This window comes from Colwellia sp. MB3u-45, assembly GCF_014077005.1.
Classification (GTDB): Bacteria; Pseudomonadota; Gammaproteobacteria; order Enterobacterales; family Alteromonadaceae; genus Cognaticolwellia.
Genome location: NZ_JACGVC010000049.1, coordinates 403,178 through 420,411, shown reverse-complemented (window position 1 = coordinate 420,411; position 17,234 = coordinate 403,178). Strand labels below are relative to the sequence as shown.

General features: G+C 38.1%; 11 protein-coding genes and 4 tRNA genes. 8 read left to right on the top strand and 7 right to left on the bottom strand.

What is annotated here, in order from left to right:
• Positions 1 to 115 precede the first annotated feature (115 nt).
• Positions 116 to 1,198 carry a kelch repeat-containing protein gene (locus H4J41_RS12820; RefSeq protein WP_220461009.1) on the bottom strand — a complete coding sequence of 361 codons (1,083 nt, stop codon included), beginning with the start codon at positions 1,196 to 1,198 and terminating at the stop codon, positions 116 to 118.
• A 400-nt stretch (positions 1,199 to 1,598) separates the two neighbouring features.
• On the opposite strand from H4J41_RS12820, the gene H4J41_RS12815 reads away from it, so the two are divergent.
• Complete coding sequence (locus tag H4J41_RS12815; RefSeq protein WP_182137727.1) at positions 1,599 to 4,499, top strand: TonB-dependent receptor domain-containing protein; 2,901 nt, start codon at positions 1,599 to 1,601, stop codon at positions 4,497 to 4,499.
• 372 nt (positions 4,500 to 4,871) lie between these two features.
• Here the strand turns inward: H4J41_RS12815 and H4J41_RS12810 are convergent, their stop codons facing one another.
• Positions 4,872 to 5,267 carry an RNA-binding S4 domain-containing protein gene (locus H4J41_RS12810; protein WP_182137729.1) on the bottom strand — a complete coding sequence of 132 codons (396 nt, stop codon included), beginning with the start codon at positions 5,265 to 5,267 and terminating at the stop codon, positions 4,872 to 4,874.
• Between the two features lie 510 nt (positions 5,268 to 5,777).
• Between H4J41_RS12810 and H4J41_RS12805 the strand changes: the two genes are divergently transcribed.
• Positions 5,778 to 8,267, top strand: a complete 2,490-nt coding sequence (locus H4J41_RS12805; RefSeq protein ID WP_182137730.1) for a TonB-dependent receptor — start codon at positions 5,778 to 5,780, stop codon at positions 8,265 to 8,267.
• A 388-nt stretch (positions 8,268 to 8,655) separates the two neighbouring features.
• Positions 8,656 to 10,227 carry a sulfotransferase gene (locus H4J41_RS12800; RefSeq protein ID WP_182137732.1) on the top strand — a complete coding sequence of 524 codons (1,572 nt, stop codon included), beginning with the start codon at positions 8,656 to 8,658 and terminating at the stop codon, positions 10,225 to 10,227.
• Positions 10,228 to 10,599: 372 nt separating this feature from the next.
• On the opposite strand, the gene H4J41_RS12795 is transcribed toward H4J41_RS12800, so the two are convergent.
• From H4J41_RS12795 to H4J41_RS12780, 4 genes are all read right to left on the bottom strand, one after another.
• Positions 10,600 to 10,675, bottom strand: a tRNA-Val gene (locus tag H4J41_RS12795).
• Between the two features lie 32 nt (positions 10,676 to 10,707).
• Positions 10,708 to 10,783: transfer RNA gene (locus H4J41_RS12790), tRNA-Val, on the bottom strand.
• Positions 10,784 to 10,815: 32 nt separating this feature from the next.
• Positions 10,816 to 10,891, bottom strand: a tRNA-Val gene (locus tag H4J41_RS12785).
• A 169-nt stretch (positions 10,892 to 11,060) separates the two neighbouring features.
• Positions 11,061 to 11,136: transfer RNA gene (locus tag H4J41_RS12780), tRNA-Val, on the bottom strand.
• Between the two features lie 277 nt (positions 11,137 to 11,413).
• Here H4J41_RS12780 and gltX point away from each other — a divergent pair.
• The gene (gene gltX, locus H4J41_RS12775; protein ID WP_182137734.1) at positions 11,414 to 12,826 is read left to right on the top strand and encodes a glutamate--tRNA ligase; all 1,413 of its coding nucleotides are present in this window, start codon (positions 11,414 to 11,416) and stop codon (positions 12,824 to 12,826) included.
• 105 nt (positions 12,827 to 12,931) lie between these two features.
• On the opposite strand, the gene fabA is transcribed toward gltX, so the two are convergent.
• Positions 12,932 to 13,447, bottom strand: a complete 516-nt coding sequence (gene fabA / locus H4J41_RS12770) for a 3-hydroxyacyl-[acyl-carrier-protein] dehydratase FabA (protein WP_182137993.1) — start codon at positions 13,445 to 13,447, stop codon at positions 12,932 to 12,934.
• Positions 13,448 to 13,623: 176 nt separating this feature from the next.
• On the opposite strand from fabA, the gene H4J41_RS12765 reads away from it, so the two are divergent.
• The 4 genes from H4J41_RS12765 to pgsA all read left to right on the top strand — a co-directional run bounded on the left by H4J41_RS12765 (position 13,624) and on the right by pgsA (position 17,176).
• Positions 13,624 to 13,878 carry a hypothetical protein gene (locus tag H4J41_RS12765; RefSeq protein WP_182137735.1) on the top strand — a complete coding sequence of 85 codons (255 nt, stop codon included), beginning with the start codon at positions 13,624 to 13,626 and terminating at the stop codon, positions 13,876 to 13,878.
• 138 nt (positions 13,879 to 14,016) lie between these two features.
• Positions 14,017 to 14,661: a UvrY/SirA/GacA family response regulator transcription factor gene (uvrY, locus tag H4J41_RS12760; RefSeq protein WP_182137736.1), complete on the top strand. Its 645-nt coding sequence runs from the start codon at positions 14,017 to 14,019 to the stop codon at positions 14,659 to 14,661.
• Positions 14,662 to 14,663: 2 nt separating this feature from the next.
• Entirely contained in the window at positions 14,664 to 16,517 is a 1,854-nt protein-coding gene (gene uvrC, locus H4J41_RS12755; protein WP_259364556.1) for an excinuclease ABC subunit UvrC, read from the top strand.
• Positions 16,518 to 16,591: 74 nt separating this feature from the next.
• Positions 16,592 to 17,176 carry a CDP-diacylglycerol--glycerol-3-phosphate 3-phosphatidyltransferase gene (gene pgsA / locus H4J41_RS12750; protein ID WP_182137737.1) on the top strand — a complete coding sequence of 195 codons (585 nt, stop codon included), beginning with the start codon at positions 16,592 to 16,594 and terminating at the stop codon, positions 17,174 to 17,176.
• Positions 17,177 to 17,234: the final 58 nt, after the last annotated feature.

The window sequence follows — 17,234 nt, the reverse complement described above, 5'->3', positions numbered from 1 at the left end:
AGAAAAAATTCCATTAATAAACAAGTATAAAATATGACGCTTATTCTAGCAGGGCAGTTTCAGCCACAAAAGGTTTAAATCGCGCCAATAGATAAAATTTGCCTATAAATGAAGATTAATAGTAGTTAATACTCTTAAGTACTTGTTGGTTTTCGCCCATACCGCCAATGGTCAGTAATTTTCCGTTGAGTTCTAACAGGCCACGATGGTCCATAGTGGCGGTTTTGCTATAGGTAACTTGCCATTTATCTGTGTCGAGATTATAGCGCCAGACTTCATTGCTTGGCTTTGATGGTTCGCCGTTATAACCTATGCCGTTGTAATTATAAGGATTATTACTACCACCAATAAAAACAATTTCTTTTGTGTTCGATGTGATATTTATCGTGCCTTTTGCCGCCATACGGTATCGTGACTGCCCCGTTGGGTGTTTGACTTTAAACCACGAAATTTCACTTGGACTTTGCGGGTTTATTTCCCCGCGATAGCAGGCGCTTTGTGCTGCATAGCTTCGACGTTTATTAAAGTGAACATCAATGCCAACACCATCGCAAACCAGTATTTTATTATCAATAATACCACCGGCTTGGCCAAATACCGCTTTACCTGGAAAGGGTGATGCCTGCTGCCATTGGTTGGTTTTTGTATCATACAATTGCACTAAATTAACGTTACCGTCATTATGCCAACCACTGATTAAGTAGATATAACGGCTTTGATAAGGCAGCGCAATACTGTCATCAACGGGTACGGGCATAGGGGTTAATGCTTGATAGTGATCTTCTAAAACATGATAAGCATAAACGTCAGGCACCGACACTTCACTATGATTTTTAGCAAGGGTATAACCACCAAAAACATAAGCTACCTCATTAATGGCCGTAGCAACACTTGCTAAGCGACCAATCAAGCCATTGACTGTTTCTTGTATTGGTACAGCAGATTTCTCACGCCATTGATTTTTAGTCACATTATAAACAAAGCTGCGATTATGAACATCTTGGTAGCCTTTGCCGTTTGCTAGTCCGGAAAACGAAATAATGTAGTCTTTATTATTAATTTTCACTTGCGCAACGGCATTATTACTAACGGCTTGGGGTAGTTGGCTGTGCTCACTGGCTTTGGCTATTACTTGAAAAATCACAGTAGGTAGAGCAAAAAACAAGGTTAACAAGGTAAAAGGTCGTACTTTTGGCATGGGTGACTCATGGAATTAATTTAAGCGATTTAATCAGTAATCCTACCATGGAATATAATGAGCAGAATAATTCCTAATAAATCAAGCAGTTAAATAATTTTCAATTACTTAACTGCTTGATTTTTATATGCTGAGTAACTCATTAATTGATATTTTTTTATCAAATGTGACTTAGAGTACCAGTGTTAGTTTGTTGTAAATAGGTGAGGTCATAATTTGTAATTTTTTTGTCATTAAATTGTAATTAAAGGTTTTAAAAGTGTTAATTCTGATGTTAGTATCGCTAGCGAGTTCAATATAAATCATCAGTTTCATGCTGATTTATATTAATATTTTTTAGTCCTTCATCTAAATACACTAATAAATTTGAAGGTTAGTTTTTTAAACCTAAGAGAGAACTATGAGAGAATTTACAAAAATAAAAAAAGCTATTTCACTAGCTATTTTTGGTAGCATAATTACCATGCCTGCTGTAGCTTTTGAAGAGCAAGAGCAAGCAGTGAGTGAAGTAGAGCGTATTGCGGTTACAGGTTCACGTATTGCTCGTTCAGAGCTTTCCCAACCAACGCCAATTATCGTACTTGACGCTAAAGATATCGCTAAGTTTGGTTCACCAGACTTAGGTAGTATTTTAAGTGAATTGCCAGCTATTGGTTCAACAGACACTTTAATCGGTAACAATAATAGTAATGCAGCTGCAGGAACAAGCTCTGCAGATTTACGTCGTCTGGGGTCAGCTAGAACATTAGTTTTAATCGATGGTAAACGTCATGTAGCTGGTACTCCTGGAGAATCGACGGTTGATTTATCAACAATTCCTGCGGCGCTTATTCAACGAGTTGAAATTATCACGGGTGGCGCTTCTGCTATTTACGGCTCAGATGCTGTTTCGGGTGTAATTAACGTTATATTGAAAAAAGATTTTGAAGGTTTTTCGGCAAACTTAACCGGAACAAAATCTACTGAAGGTGTGAATGACAGAAATCACACTTTCAATATTTTAGCGGGTACAGACTTTGCTGATGGTAAAGGTAACTTAACATTCTTTACTGGTATTGAGCGTGTTGGTGAGGTGATGTCTGCAGATATTCGCCAATTTGAAGGTTGGGGTACAGTAATAAACCCAGATGACGGCGGCGAAGATGACGGTATTCCTGATAAACTTAGAAGACGTAACGTATCATCAGAAATGATCCATGCAAATGGTGTTATTAACCCTTTTGGCGGTGCTGCGGGACGTTTTGTTTTCGACAATGCAGGTTCCCCTATAGTTCAAACAGATCGTGAATTTAGTAACAGCTTTGCATTTGGTAACTTTCCTGATGGTTGTCAGTACTGTTTCAATGGTGAAGATTACGAAAACTATTCACCAGGTGTTAAGAAGATTAACGTAGGTTCAACATTAAGATTTGATCTTACCGATAATATTTCTTTTAACAGTGATTTTAAATACGTTCGTTCTGATGTAGTACAACAATTTCAGCCTTCATTTAGATTTGGTAGCATTGCTATTGATGTAGAAGAGAATGCCTTTCTAGATGCGGGTTTGCGTCAAACATTATTAGACGCGGGTCAAACTAATGTAGGTATGGCGAAGTTTTTTGATGAGCTTGGTAACCGCTCTGCAGCTAACCGCCGTGACTTATTTAGATATACAGCAGGTTTTGAAGGGCAGTTTTCAGTTAGTAACACTGCCATGGATTGGGAATTATATTACGTTAACGGTGAAACAACTAACGTACGTAAAATACTTAATGACTTAATACCGGATAACTTTGTTGCAGCTGTTGACTCAGTAATCGATCCTGATACTGGCCTAGCAGCTTGTCGTAGCCAAGTAGCTAGTGCTCAAGGTGATGATTACCAAGATCCAGCCTCTGTAAATGGTAATAATTGTGTTGCTTACAACCCATTTGGTCAAAGTGCTTCACAAGAAGCTCGTGACTATGTATCTGCAGATGTAACGAGATCGGATATTATCAAACAAGAATTTGTTGGTGGTGTAATCTCGTTTGATTCAGCAGAATTTATAAAATTACAAGGTGGTGGTATCGGTTTTGCTGCGGGCTTTGAATACCGAGAAGAATCTTCAGAGTCAGTTACTGATGAATTCACTCAGCGCGGTTTTTTAACGAGTGCTGCTTCACCAGACTCATACGGTGAATACGATGTAAGTGAATTTTTTGTTGAAGTAAGTTTACCTCTACTTGCTGGTATGAAATTCGCACATGAACTCACTGTAGATGCAGCGTTTCGTACCGCTGACTATTCTCATGCTGGTAAAGCAGAAGCATGGAAAGTTGGTTTAATGTATGCACCATTCGAAGATTTACGTATTCGCGGTACAATTGGTGAAGCGGTACGTGCTCCAAATATCGCAGAAGCATTTGATCCAGTTTCTCCTGGTTTTGCGCGTGTAAGCGATCCATGTGATGCTGATAATATTTCAGATGATCCAGATCGCGCAGGAAACTGTGCTGCTTTAGGTGTTCCTGCTGATTTCCAAGCAAACGATAATGTATCGGTAGATCTACTTTCAGGCGGTAACCCTGATTTACAATCGGAAGACTCAGAGTCTATGACTGCTGGTTTTGTTTGGACTCCTTCGTTTGTTGAGGACTTCTCTGTTACAGTTGATTATTATGATATTGAAATCACTGATGCCATTACATTCGTTGCAGCACAAAATGTTGCTGATAACTGTGTAGATGCGACCGGCAGCCCAGATGCTGGTTTCTGTAGTCAAATTGATCGTAACCCAACAACAAATGACATTGAACTTGTTCGTTCTGGTTATTTAAATGCTGCGGCGTTAAACACTAAAGGTGTTGAAGCTGTATTTAGATACACTACAGATCTAGGCGCTTTTGAGCTTCCTGGTGAGTTAAAAACCACCCTAATGGTGAGTAAGTTACTAGAGTTGGAACAATTTGAATTCCAAGACCGCCCAGACGAAATAAACGTTGAAGATGGTGAAGTAGGTGATCCAGGACTTCAACTGCGCTTTGGTTTAGATTATGAAATTGATGATTTAGTTGTAAGCTGGTCAACTCGTTTTATCGAGCGTAGTTTTACGTTAGATATTTCTCCTACTGGCGATACAGCAGAAGATACATCTCCTGCGTACATTGGCTCTATAACGACACATGACGTATCATTTAATTACCTAGTAAATGATAACGTATCAGTAAGTGCCGGTATTCGAAACCTAACAGACAAATTAGCGCCAGGCTATACAGCAAACGCTATTTATGACTTAGTTGGTCGTAGAGCATTTGCCGGTGTTAACGTAAGATTCTAATAACTGACTAATAACTGACTAATAACTGACTAATAAATTGGCACATAGCCAATTTATTATAAAAGCAATAATACTTAGGTATTATTGCTTTTTTTTGAGTAATTTAACTCAGGTTATCAAAAAAATTTAGCTTGTTTAAAGGTAATCAATGCATTCAGTTGTTTAATACAGTTCGGCTTGCTAAATTTTTGGCGACCAACAGATATAAAATTAAGTTATAGCGTTTTGCGCTAAGTACTTGAATGAGTAAAGCCGTTTATAGGCACAATATTACCTGTAGGATGGAATTTATGTAGTCAACTTTATGTAGTCAATTTAACAGACTAGGTTCAGTTTACACGCTTACTTGCGACAATCGCATACTAAGCGAAATTAAAAAGAAATTGGTTTACGCTTTGAGCGAGGCTTGTCAGTGACTTGAACACTTTGTGCTTTGTCATTATTACTGGATTTTTTCTTTTTAGCTTTTTTAAACGCGTTCTGTTTAGTTAAGGTCGCCTCTGCTTGTTTTTTTGTTGTTAGGGGTAATTCGTCTTTACCTAGTTTAACCACATTAACCTGAATAATTTCACTGTTAAATTCTATAATATCAGCGTGATAAACTTTTTTGCGCTTTTGAAATTCTACTTCGTTATTCAATAGCACATATCCCTCACTGATCACTATTTTAGCTTCACCGCCACCACTGACCATATTCGCTATTTTTAATAATTTGCAAAGTTCAATAGGTTGTATAGAAACATCAATAAGTGGAAAGTTTGAAGGCATGTAAAGTCTATTCTTGTAGTTAACGAAAAAACTGATTATATCTTAGTTGTTTTGTGATGTCGTTGTCGTATTAGCGAGAACGGCAAGTAAAGTTAATAACTAGAGTCTCGTCAATTATCAATGCCTAGATAATAGGATAAAACCTCATTAGTAACCATTATTTCGCCAGCATTAACCACAGCGGCAATAAATGCATTAATGGTTAAATTAAAGTATTATTGCATTTATTAATGTAAACAAGCGGGCTGTTGTCCGCTTTTTTGATGCCTAAATTCTGTAAGACATTAAAATATTAGGTTTTTTCATTTTAAACGATATTTTCATTTGATAAGTTTGGTGGTTAATTTTTGTCAAAGCATTAATTGTAACGCTTTATAACTTATGAATAACGAGATTTGAACGAATAAAAACCAATCATAAAAACACTTAATATAAAAAATTCAATATAAAAAATTCAATATAAAAATAGTAACAAGCTATATAAATAACTCTGAGGAAGAGAACCCACCCATGTATGTAAAAAATTCGCAAACCTTTAAAAAATCTGTTTTATGTTTAGCACTCAGTTCCGCATTATCTGTAACCACCTATAGTTACGCTGAAGCAGTTGCCGGAAAACTTGCTGTTGAAGGCATTGAACGCATTCAAGTTACGGCCTCACGTCGTGCATCGACTGTGCAAGAGGCTCCTTTAAATATCACCGCACTTGATAGTGATGTGATGAAAGATCAAAACATTACACAATTATCAGATGTTGCTCGTTGGGTACCAGGTTTAAGTGTTGCTGATCAAGGGGGTCGTACGGGCTCTCCGATTGTTGTCCGCGGTTTAAATACTAACTCATCAGGCCCTGGCTCTGATGGTGGCACTGTGGCCACTTACATTGGTGAAATTCCCCTAGTCGTTGACATGAAACTCATTGATGTTGAACGAGTTGAAATATTAATTGGTCCACAAGGGACCTTATATGGTGCAGGCACTTTAGGTGGCGCTATTCGCTATTTACCGAATAAACCTGTGCTTGATGTAACCTCGGGTTCGCTCTATGGTGACATTTTCACTTTATCTGAAAGTGATGATACCGGTGGTGAAGCAGGTTTTGTTTTTAACACGCCATTAATTCAAGATGAATTAGCCGTGCGTTTTGCCTTTAATTATTTAAATGAACCTGGCTATATTGATTACAATTATGTGGTGCGCGAGGGAGGTGTTTCATTACCTGATCCAGATTGGTCAGATGCTGATGCAGTTAACGCTAACCTAAAACAGGTGAAAGATGCTAACGATGAAAAAACCAGTACAGCTAAAGCGATGATCCGCTGGCAGCCGAATGAAGTTTTTGATGCAACTTTGTCGTATTTTTATCAAAAACAAGACATTGGCGGTCGCTCTATTGTTCATAACAGTAGCTTAAGCGAGACAAATCCTTTAACGACAGTTATAGGAGAATATGACTCAGGTTATCGCTATCAAGAACCAAGAGAAAAAGAAGACACTTTACTGAGTTTAGAAATCACCCTTGATTTAGGTTTTGCTGAACTGACTTCTGCTACCGGTTATTCAGAATTTGAAGCACTGGGGCAACGTGATCAAACCGACTTACTTATCCGTTTAGATTACAGCTATGAAGAATTTCCAGGTTTTTCCACTTTTACTCGAGAAGTGGATGAAGCTGAAAACTTTACCCAAGAAATTCGTTTAGTATCGACAGGAGATTCAGCACTTTCTTGGATTGTAGGTGCTTATTACAACCAATTCGAAAGTTTTGGTGATAGCCGTGAATATGCGCCTGGCTTCGATCAATATGCTGTTGATAACTGGGGTGGCAATCAATTACGTCCTGATTCATTAGAGTATATTTCGGTGGGTAATACTGACATCACTGAATCAGCTTTGTTTGGTGAGTTAACTTATAGCGTAACCGATCAATTAACGCTGATGATTGGTGCTCGTTTTTATGACTATGAAGTTAACTCGTCTTCAGCAGTAGACTTACCTTTGTATAACACCTTATTTGATAATTATGCAGCAAGTGAAATCAATTTAGATCTTGAAAGCACTCCGCCTGCTGATGGTGATGGCAACTTATTGAAAGTTAATGCCAGTTATCAATTTAGTGATGATGTGATGGCTTATGCCACGTTAAGTGAAGGCTTCAGAATTGGTGGCTCTAATGGTGTTGCTGCCTGCCCTGATGACGTCGAAGAATCGGGCTTTCAAAATGTTTGTGCCTTACCCGATGAAGCTCTTTACGAAGCAGATACTACAACTAACTATGAATTAGGTTTTAAGAGTACTTGGTGGAGTAACCAATTACATTTTAATGCCGCGGTATTTATGGTTGAGTGGGACAATGCTCAAGTCGCGGGTGCTACTTTTTATGGTCAGCAACCTATTACCAGCAATGCCGCAGCAGCAGAATCAAAAGGGGTTGAAATATCAACTCGCGCCATGCTGAGTGATAATATTACCGCCTATGCTACTTACGCTTATACCAATGCAGAATTAACCAGTGACGCCCCTTTTCTATTTCAAGTCTTAAGTGAAGATCAGCTTGATGCAGGTGTAGAGCAAAGTTTTTATGATGGTAAAAATGGTGATCGTTTACCCGGCTCACCTGAACAGCAGTTTTCATTAGGCGCAAGCTATTCTACCGAGATTTTTGGTCGCACAGGTTTAGATATCAATTACGGCTTAACTTATCAAAGTGATGTTTACTCTAAGGTCGGTTTACGCGCAGATGGTGAGGCTTTAGCCGGCTATGCGATAAGTAATGTGTCAGCAAAATTAACAGAAGGTTCTTGGTCGGTAACCTTATACGTGGATAATATGTTTGATAAATATGCCTATAGCTCGGTACGTCGTGATCAAGGTGATATTGGCTTAGCAAAGTTTCCTGTGATGAACTCGAACGATGCGAGTCTTCAGCGTAACTATGGACATTACTTAATCACTCCACGCAAAGTAGGAGTACGTTTCGAATATTTATTCGATTTGTAATGATTTAAGTATAATTTTTACTTAAATCAAAAGTATAAAAAAACAAAGGCACAGTATCAGTTAAACGTTTAAATGATACTGTGCCTTTTTAGCATTTTTTTCAGCGATTTATCCCCATAACGCCAACGCCGAAGCTTTAAACTGTATAACACAGTTTGTTATGACACCATTACAAGCGATGCAAGCAGTGATTTATTAACAGTGCGCGATGATTAAATGGGTAAAAAAAGTGGCATAAATAAAAACGGGAAATTTTGTGGATATTATTGTGGTTAATGATAATCCAATAGAAAGAATTAATACCCTTGTAGATATTTTTTTGTGATAAAAGCTGGCAAAGTATATCAACAAGTGTGATTTAAAATAACTAAATTTGAGTAGTTGAAGTATGTCTAACACAACAAAAATATTGCATCAGCAGGCGCAACAAGCTTTAAATCAAGGTTTGTATCAACAAGCCCATCAAAAACTAATCGCTATTTTACAACAAGATAAATATTTTTCGGATGCTTATTTTTTGCTAGCCATGATTGCTAGTGCGCATCATAATTTTCTTAAAGCTATTGAGCTAATTGAACAGGCCAACAAGCTTGCTCCTAACAATGCCGAATACTTATCACAACTGGCCAAGCACTATGCACTGGAAAATAATCATGTGCAGGCGGTGTACTTTGCTGAACTTACGGCTCAACTTGCCTCAAAATCATCATTAACGCTAGATACGCTTGGTGTGGCCTATAGTAAAATTGGCTTACACGAAAAAGCGGTGATTTTTTTTCAACAAGCCGTAGCCATTAACGATAAAAATCCTAATTATTTCTTTAATTTAGGCGCAGCACTCAAGTTTGTTGGTGATTTTGACGGCGCTAAAAAAGCCTATGAAAAAACTATCGCAATGGCTCCAAATCATTACAAAGCTCATGCCGCGTTAACGGGTTTAGGCGGCATATCGGCAACATCAAACCATATACCTCTACTTGAACAATTGTTTTCACAAACGCAACATGCAGACGACAGCTTATATATAGGCCATGCTCTTGCCCGAGAATATGAAGCATTGAAAGATTTTGATAAAGCATTTTTCTACTTAGATACGGCAAAAAAATGTAAACTCAAACAATTTAACTACCATTTTGATGAAGATAAAGCGCTGTTTAGCCGTCTTGAAAGTCACTTTAAAAATGTTGATAGTTCAAAGGTTCAAGGTTTCGACACTGATGAGCCAATATTTGTCGTTGGTATGCCAAGATCAGGCACAACGCTGGTTGAACGAATTATTTCACAGCACAGCGAAGTAACAAGTGCAGGTGAATTGCAGCACTTTGGTTTGCTACTTAAAAAAATGGCTAAAACCACCAGTAAGCGTGTGATTGATGCAGAAACAATAGCAGCGACAGAAAATATAAATTTTGCCAAGTTAGGCGAAGATTATATTGAAAGTACACGGGCAATAACCGGTAAAACAGCAAAATTTGTTGATAAAATGCCATTAAATGTACTTTATGTTGGCTTTATTTTAAAAGCATTACCAAAAGCTAAAATTGTCTGCTTAGATAGAAATCCACTGGATACCATTGTTAGTAATTTTCGACAGCTTTTTGCGGTTAATCAATCCTATTATAGTTATTCATATGATTTAGAAAGCACCACAGAATTTTATTTACTATTTAAACAGTTAGCGGCTTTATGGTTAGCACTTTTTCCAGAAAATTTTTATTTTATTAATTATGAGAAGTTGGTTAATGACCCAGTAAATGAAGCCAAGCAGCTGATTGAATTTTGTAATCTTTCTTGGCAAGAGCAATGTGTTGATATTGAGCAAAATTCTGCGCCTGTCGCTACAGCCAGTGCAATGCAAGTTCGTAGTCCAATTAATAATAGTTCAGTGGGTAACTGGAAAAAATATGACGCTTATCTAGATGGCGTAAAAGCGATATTAGCCAGCAGAGAGCAAACTTAGTTTTTTCATCTAGATTGATTTTTAGAAAACTCTGGCGAATTTGTAAAAGAAATTAATAGTATGCATTAGCACTAAAGCTAGAAAATACACATGTTTTTGATCGATCAATCACTTTGTGTCGATAGCTGAATATCAGCCTAAAGTCTTTCTTGAGCCATCTGGCTAACGATGAAGGTGATAATTTAAAAGAGCAGATATGACTTTAATTTCTTATTTATATTAATAATAAGGAAATTAAATAAGCAATAAAGATGGTGGACGATACTGTGCTTGAACTAGTGATTTGGCGCGGATAATAAAGATGTGAAGGTGCTTTTAGTTTTACTTTAAGAGGAATATTAATGGTATGGAAATTTTAACTGGAAATAAAGATGGTGGACGATACTGGGCTTGAACCAGTGACCCCCGCCTTGTAAGGGCGGTGCTCTCCCAACTGAGCTAATCGTCCATTTAAGTTTTACTTCTTTATGGCAAAAGAAGTGGTGGACGATACTGGGCTTGAACCAGTGACCCCCGCCTTGTAAGGGCGGTGCTCTCCCAACTGAGCTAATCGTCCATTTTAGTTTTGCTTCTTTATGGTAAAAGAAGTGGTGGACGATACTGGGCTTGAACCAGTGACCCCCGCCTTGTAAGGGCGGTGCTCTCCCAACTGAGCTAATCGTCCGATATAAATTTACACATACTATTTAAATATAATATTTATACAGTACTAACAGAGAAGATGGTGGACGATACTGATCTGAACCAGTGATTCGGCGCGGGTGATAAAGAGTAGAAGGTGTTGACCTTATTTCTTTCCCAACGCTAAATTGTCTACCTCACTTCTAATGAAGTGGTGGACGATACTGGGCTTGAACCAGTGACCCCCGCCTTGTAAGGGCGGTGCTCTCCCAACTGAGCTAATCGTCCTTCTCTGTGGGGGCGTATTATAGGGAGATCATAAAAGCTGTCAACCAAAACTCAGTAATTATTTATATTTATTTTCACTATTGAGCTTGAATGCTTTAAATTTGGACAGACTGATGGTTTTGTGAACTTTATTTTTATTTGTTGTCTCAGGTCGTCAGGAAATTTAACGCGCTAAAAGGTGTATTTCATGCACTTGCCTGATAAAATGGCGCAACTTTTTTAATAACCTTTGTTTTATTTGCTGACTTACGCAAATAAATATTTCATTGAGACTTTTATGACTTTAACAACTCGATTCGCCCCTAGCCCTACGGGATATTTACATGTTGGTGGTGCTCGTACTGCTTTATATAGTTGGCTCTATGCGCAAAAAAATGGTGGTGACTTTATTCTTAGAATAGAAGACACGGATTTAGAGCGTTCAACACAGGCATCCGTTGACGCCATTATGGACGGCATGAATTGGTTAAACCTACCATGGACTCATGGGCCTTATTTTCAAACTCAACGCTTTGATCGCTACAAAGAAGTGATTGAGCAACTACTCACTTCTGGTAACGCTTATCGTTGTTACAGCACTGCTGAAGAAGTTGATGCTATGCGTGCAGAAGCGAAAGAGAAAGGTGAAATTGAGAAATACAATGGTTTATGGCGTGAACGCACCGATTATCCAACAGATAAGCCTTATGCGATTCGTTTTAAAAATCCATTAGGCGGCGATGTTGTTATTAAAGATATGGTTAAAGGCGATATTACTATTAGTAATGAGCAACTGGATGATTTAATCATTGCTCGCTCAGATGGTACACCCACTTATAACTTAACAGTTGTTGTTGATGACTGGGATATGAAAGTATCACATGTAGTTCGCGGTGATGACCACATCAGCAATACGCCAAAACAAATTAATATCTTAAAAGCATTAGGTGCAACCGTACCTGAATATGCCCATATCCCGATGATATTAGGTGATGACGGTAAACGTTTGTCAAAACGTCATGGCGCTGTAAGTGTAATGCAATATCGTGATGACGGTTTCTTGCCAGAAGCACTATTGAATTATTTAGTGCGTTTAGGCTGGTCACATGGTGATAAAGAAATTTTTTCTCGTGAAGAAATGATTGAGTTATTTGATCTTAAGGACTGTAACCGAGCAGCTTCAGGCTTTAATACTGACAAACTTATCTGGGTTAATCAGCATTACATGAAAACACTCGATCCGGTTTATGTTGCCTCTCATCTTGCGTGGCATATGAAAGAGCAGGGTATCAATGTTGAAAATGGCCCAGCCCTTGAAGAAATTGTAAAAATACAAGCGGACCGAGTAAAAACATTAAAAGAAATGGCACAAATTAGCCGATACTTTTATGAAGATTTTACTGAACTTGATGCGGGTGCGGTGAAAAAACATTTACGCCCGGTAGTAAAAGCACCTCTGTTGTTAGTAAAAGAGAAATTAGCGGCTTTGACTGATTGGTCAGCTGCACCCATTCATGCTGCGATTAACGACACAGCAACAGAGCTTGAAGTAGGCATGGGTAAAGTGGGCATGCCTTTACGTGTTGCTGCCACAGGTGGTGGCAATTCACCCTCATTAGACATTACCTTAGCATTGTTAGATCAGCAAAAAGTTTTGGCTAGAATTGATCAAGCTATTGCCGTGGTTGATGCGCGTATCGCAAATAGTTAATTTATAAAATTAACGTTTTGTGAAAAAAGATAAACAAAAGCCAGCGTAATTGCTGGCTTTTTATGTTCAGGACGATGTTACTGATAACACTTAGTTAAATAGTGATTAAAACTTAGTAGTATCGGTAAACAAGCCCACTTTTAAATCTTTCGCTGTGTAGATAACACGACCATCAACAGAAACCGTACCGTCAGCAATACCCATAAATAATTTACGCTTAATAACGCGTTTTAAGGTAATCTTATAAGTGACTTTTTTCGCTGTTGGCAAAATTTGGCCAGTAAATTTAACTTCACCTACACCCAAAGCTCTACCATGACCTGGACCACCTGACCATGCTAAGAAAAAACCTGTTAATTGCCACATTGCATCTAAGCCAAGACAACCCGGCATAACAGGGTCACCTTTAAAATGACAATCAAAAAACCAAAGATCTGGATTTATGTCTAATTCAGCGATAATTTCGCCTTTGCCATGTTCGCCGCCATCATCATTAATGCTAACAATTCTATCCATCATTAACATATTGTCAGATGGTAACTGGCTGTTGCCAGGGCCAAACATTTCACCAGTACCTGCTTTTACTAGGTCTTCTTTTGAGAACGAATTTTGTTGTTCCATGTCATCACTTACGTTTATTAATAATTTCAAAGACCATACTTTAGCTAACACTTGTACGCTAAACAACTCCGAACAGTTAAATAAATTTATATATGACTTAACAAATTCACAATATTTTGTAAGAATTGGTTATACATAACTACTAAGGTTTTAAACTTTTAATAGGTAAGGTATTGATGAATATAAAAAAGAAAGCATTAACTAATGCGGAAAAACAAAAACGTTATCGTGAACGGCAAAAAGATCGCGGTAAAAAAGAAATGCGCGGTTATCTGACACCAGAAGCACAAAAATGTTACGAACTAATTGCCGAGCAAACAAAATGGAATGACAGTATCATTTTAAGTAATGCAGTGCGTTTGACTTATGCGGCATATAAAAATGGCCAAATTCACTTGTTAAATAACTGGCTAAATAAAAACGAGCTGTAATAATGACTTAAACGACCTTGATTAAGGAAATGAATTAGAGAAAAAGCAAGAATTTATATTGTGTTAGAGACCAATTCGCTATATTCTTTTTATTAATTCTGCTGCTTTTTATAAAGTGATAAATAAGGTAATTCTACGTTGATAAATGTTTTGTTAGTTGATGACCATGAGTTGGTTCGTACTGGAATACGAAAAATCCTAGACGAAGTAAAAGGACTTAAGGTGATTGGTGAAGCTAAAACAGGCGAGGAAGCCGTACAATTTTGTCGTAAAGTCGAGCCTAATGTTGTCCTTATGGACATGAACATGCCAGGCATTGGCGGCTTAGAGGCAACAAAAAAAATTATTCGTTATGCGCCTGATGTAAAAGTTATTGTGTTAACCGTTTATTGCACTGACCCCATTCCGACAAAAGTTATGCAGATTGGCGCGGCAGGCTATTTAACCAAAGGTGCCGGTCCTGATGAAATGATCAATGCGATTCGTGCTGTTCATAGCGGCCAACGTTATATAACACCCGAGATTGCCCAGCAAATGGCGTTAAGCCAATTCAAATCCCCAGATGAAAATCCTTTTAGTAGTTTGTCTGAACGTGAATTGCAAATCATGTTAATGATCACGCGTGGCGAAAAAGTACCTGATATCTCACAACAATTAGTGCTAAGTACTAAAACCATTAATAGCTACCGCTATCGTATGTTTGATAAGCTTAATGTCGGTAATGACGTTGAGCTAACGCATTTGGCTATTCGCCATGGTATGTTAAAAACTGAAGTGCTATAGCATTGTCTGATAAAATTTTATCAAATGATGAAAGCTCATTTGATCATAAAGCCTTCCTAGCGGCCGTTTCTGAACAAGCTGGCGTTTATCGCATGTACAACATAGCCCAAACGGTGATCTATGTTGGTAAAGCGAAGCAACTAAAAAAACGTTTAGCGAGTTATTTTCGCAAAGATGTGGGCAGTAATAAAACTCGCGCACTGGTTAAACAAATTTCTGCTATTGACGTTACCGTAACCCATACGGAAGGCGAAGCGCTGATCCTCGAAAATAATTATATTAAAAAGTATCAACCAAAATATAATATTTTACTGCGCGACGATAAAACCTATCCCTATTTACTGATCACTGACCACAAACATCCAAAATTAGGTTTACACCGTGGCGGTAAAAAAGTTAAAGGTGATTACTTTGGTCCATATCCAACGGTAGGTGCTGTCTGGGAGAGTTTGCGCTTAATGCAAAAGATTTTTCCACTTAGACAGTGTGAAGACAGCTACTATCGGGCCCGAAGTCGGCCATGCTTACAGCACCAATTGGGCCGATGTTCAGCACCTTGTGTAGATAAAATATCGCCAACGGATTATCAAAAGCAAGTGCAGTTAGCCAAATTGTTTCTCAAAGGCAAAAGTTCGATTGTGATTGAGCACCTAGTAGAGAATATGGAAAACGCCAGTAAAACGCTCAATTTTGAACATGCGGCAAAATACCGAGATCAAATTGCGACCTTAAGAAAAGTTCAGCAGCAACAGTTTGTCAGTGGCTCTGCCGCGGAAATGGATGTTATCGGGCTTCATCGTCATAAGTCGCAAGCTTGTATCCACTTATTATTTGTTCGAGAACATAAAATATTAGGCAGTAAAAGTTATTTTCCAACTGTGCCCGTTGATACCAGCGATGCGGAAATAATGGCGGCTTTTATTAGCCAACATTATATTGGTAATGAACTTAACTTAGGGGCTATCCCAAAAGAAATTATTATCCCTGAGGCCATTGATAACCAGCAAGACATCGTTCAGGTCATTAGCGCCCAAGCAGAGCATGAAGTAAAAATATCACACAATGTTCGCACCGAGCGCGCGCAATACCTTAAATTAGCTTGCACTAATGCTGCAACAGCTTTAATGACGAGAAACTCTCATAAAGAATCAATGCAGGCAAGATTTGTCGCATTAAATGAAGTGTTTGAGCTAACCAATGGCATATCACGCATTGAATGTTTTGATATTAGCCATACTATGGGACAACAAACCGTCGCGTCAAATGTGGTGTTTAATCAAGAAGGGCCATTAAAAAGTGATTATCGACGTTACAACGTGTATGGCATTACGCCAGGTGATGACTATGCCGCTATGGCATTTGCTTTAGACAAACGCTATAGCAAAGTCACCAGTGAAGAAAAAATGCCAGACATTATTTTTATCGATGGTGGTAAAGGGCAGTTGGCAAAAGCGGAAGAATTTTTTGCCGGCGTAGATAAAGTAAAAACTCCGTTATTGGTCGGGGTTGCGAAAGGTGAGTCAAGAAAACCTGGGCTAGAAACCTTAATATTAGCTGGTAGTCATCAATTAATATCATTACCTGCTACGTCACCGGCACTGCACCTTGTACAACATATACGAGATGAGTCGCATCGGTTTGCCATCACGGGCCACAGAGCAAAACGACAAAAAGCTAGTAAAAAATCTACATTAGAAGATATTCCAGGAATAGGGGCTAAAAAAAGACAAGCGCTTTTACAATATTTAGGGGGCTTACAAGAAGTATTAAAGGCAGACAGAACCGCGCTAGAAAAAGTGCCGGGTATCAGTAAAGTATTGGCAGAAAATATTTATGACGCCTTGCATGACAATTAACTCACAATCTGTGTAAAATGTCTTTTACTTCGATACAATTTTAATTAGTTAACGATAAGAATATAAGACATATTATGTGGACAATCCCCAACCAAATTACTTTATTTAGAATTGTTTTAATCCCGGTTTTTATCGTGGTGTTTTATTTGCCCGTGTCGTGGAATCATTTTGGTGCCTTTGTTGTTTTTTGGTTTGCCGCTGTGAGTGATGCGCTTGATGGCTACTTAGCAAGAAAACTTAATCAGTCGTCTGCCTTTGGTGCTTTTATTGACCCCGTTGCTGATAAGTTAATGGTGGTTGCTGCTCTGGTAATTTTGATTCAAGACTTACAAGTGTGGTGGATATCAATATCAGCGATATTAATGATCGCGCGCGAAATATTTATTAGTGCTTTACGTGAGTTTATGTCTTCACGAGGTAAAAGAGAAATAATCGCTGTTTCACAAATGGGTAAATATAAAACGGCCACACAAATGTTAGGTATTATGGGATTAATTTGGTATCCAACTTATGATATCCCATTAATTTTGTTTGAATTTCCGCATGAAATATTACTTTTTGCCGCTTTTAGTTTTTATGCCATTGCCACTGTGCTTACTTTTTGGTCTATGGTGATTTATTTCAAAGCGGCTTGGCCAGAGTTAACTAAGATTAATTAGTGTTAAATAGCTTGTTTTTAGTTAAAAAAACACCACATTAGTCGCTTTTTGAGCAGTC

Excerpts from the sequence above, each read along its gene's own strand:
- H4J41_RS12820 (WP_220461009.1), bottom strand. The coding sequence starts at position 1,198 with ATGCCAAAAGTACGACCTTTTACCTTGTTAACCTTGTTTTTTGCTCTA.
- H4J41_RS12815 (WP_182137727.1), top strand. The coding sequence starts at position 1,599 with ATGAGAGAATTTACAAAAATAAAAAAAGCTATTTCACTAGCTATTTTT.
- H4J41_RS12810 (WP_182137729.1), bottom strand. The coding sequence starts at position 5,267 with ATGCCTTCAAACTTTCCACTTATTGATGTTTCTATACAACCTATTGAA.
- H4J41_RS12805 (WP_182137730.1), top strand. The coding sequence starts at position 5,778 with ATGTATGTAAAAAATTCGCAAACCTTTAAAAAATCTGTTTTATGTTTA.
- H4J41_RS12800 (WP_182137732.1), top strand. The coding sequence starts at position 8,656 with ATGTCTAACACAACAAAAATATTGCATCAGCAGGCGCAACAAGCTTTA.
- gltX (WP_182137734.1), top strand. The coding sequence starts at position 11,414 with ATGACTTTAACAACTCGATTCGCCCCTAGCCCTACGGGATATTTACAT.
- fabA (WP_182137993.1), bottom strand. The coding sequence starts at position 13,447 with ATGGAACAACAAAATTCGTTCTCAAAAGAAGACCTAGTAAAAGCAGGT.
- H4J41_RS12765 (WP_182137735.1), top strand. The coding sequence starts at position 13,624 with ATGAATATAAAAAAGAAAGCATTAACTAATGCGGAAAAACAAAAACGT.
- pgsA (WP_182137737.1), top strand. The coding sequence starts at position 16,592 with ATGTGGACAATCCCCAACCAAATTACTTTATTTAGAATTGTTTTAATC.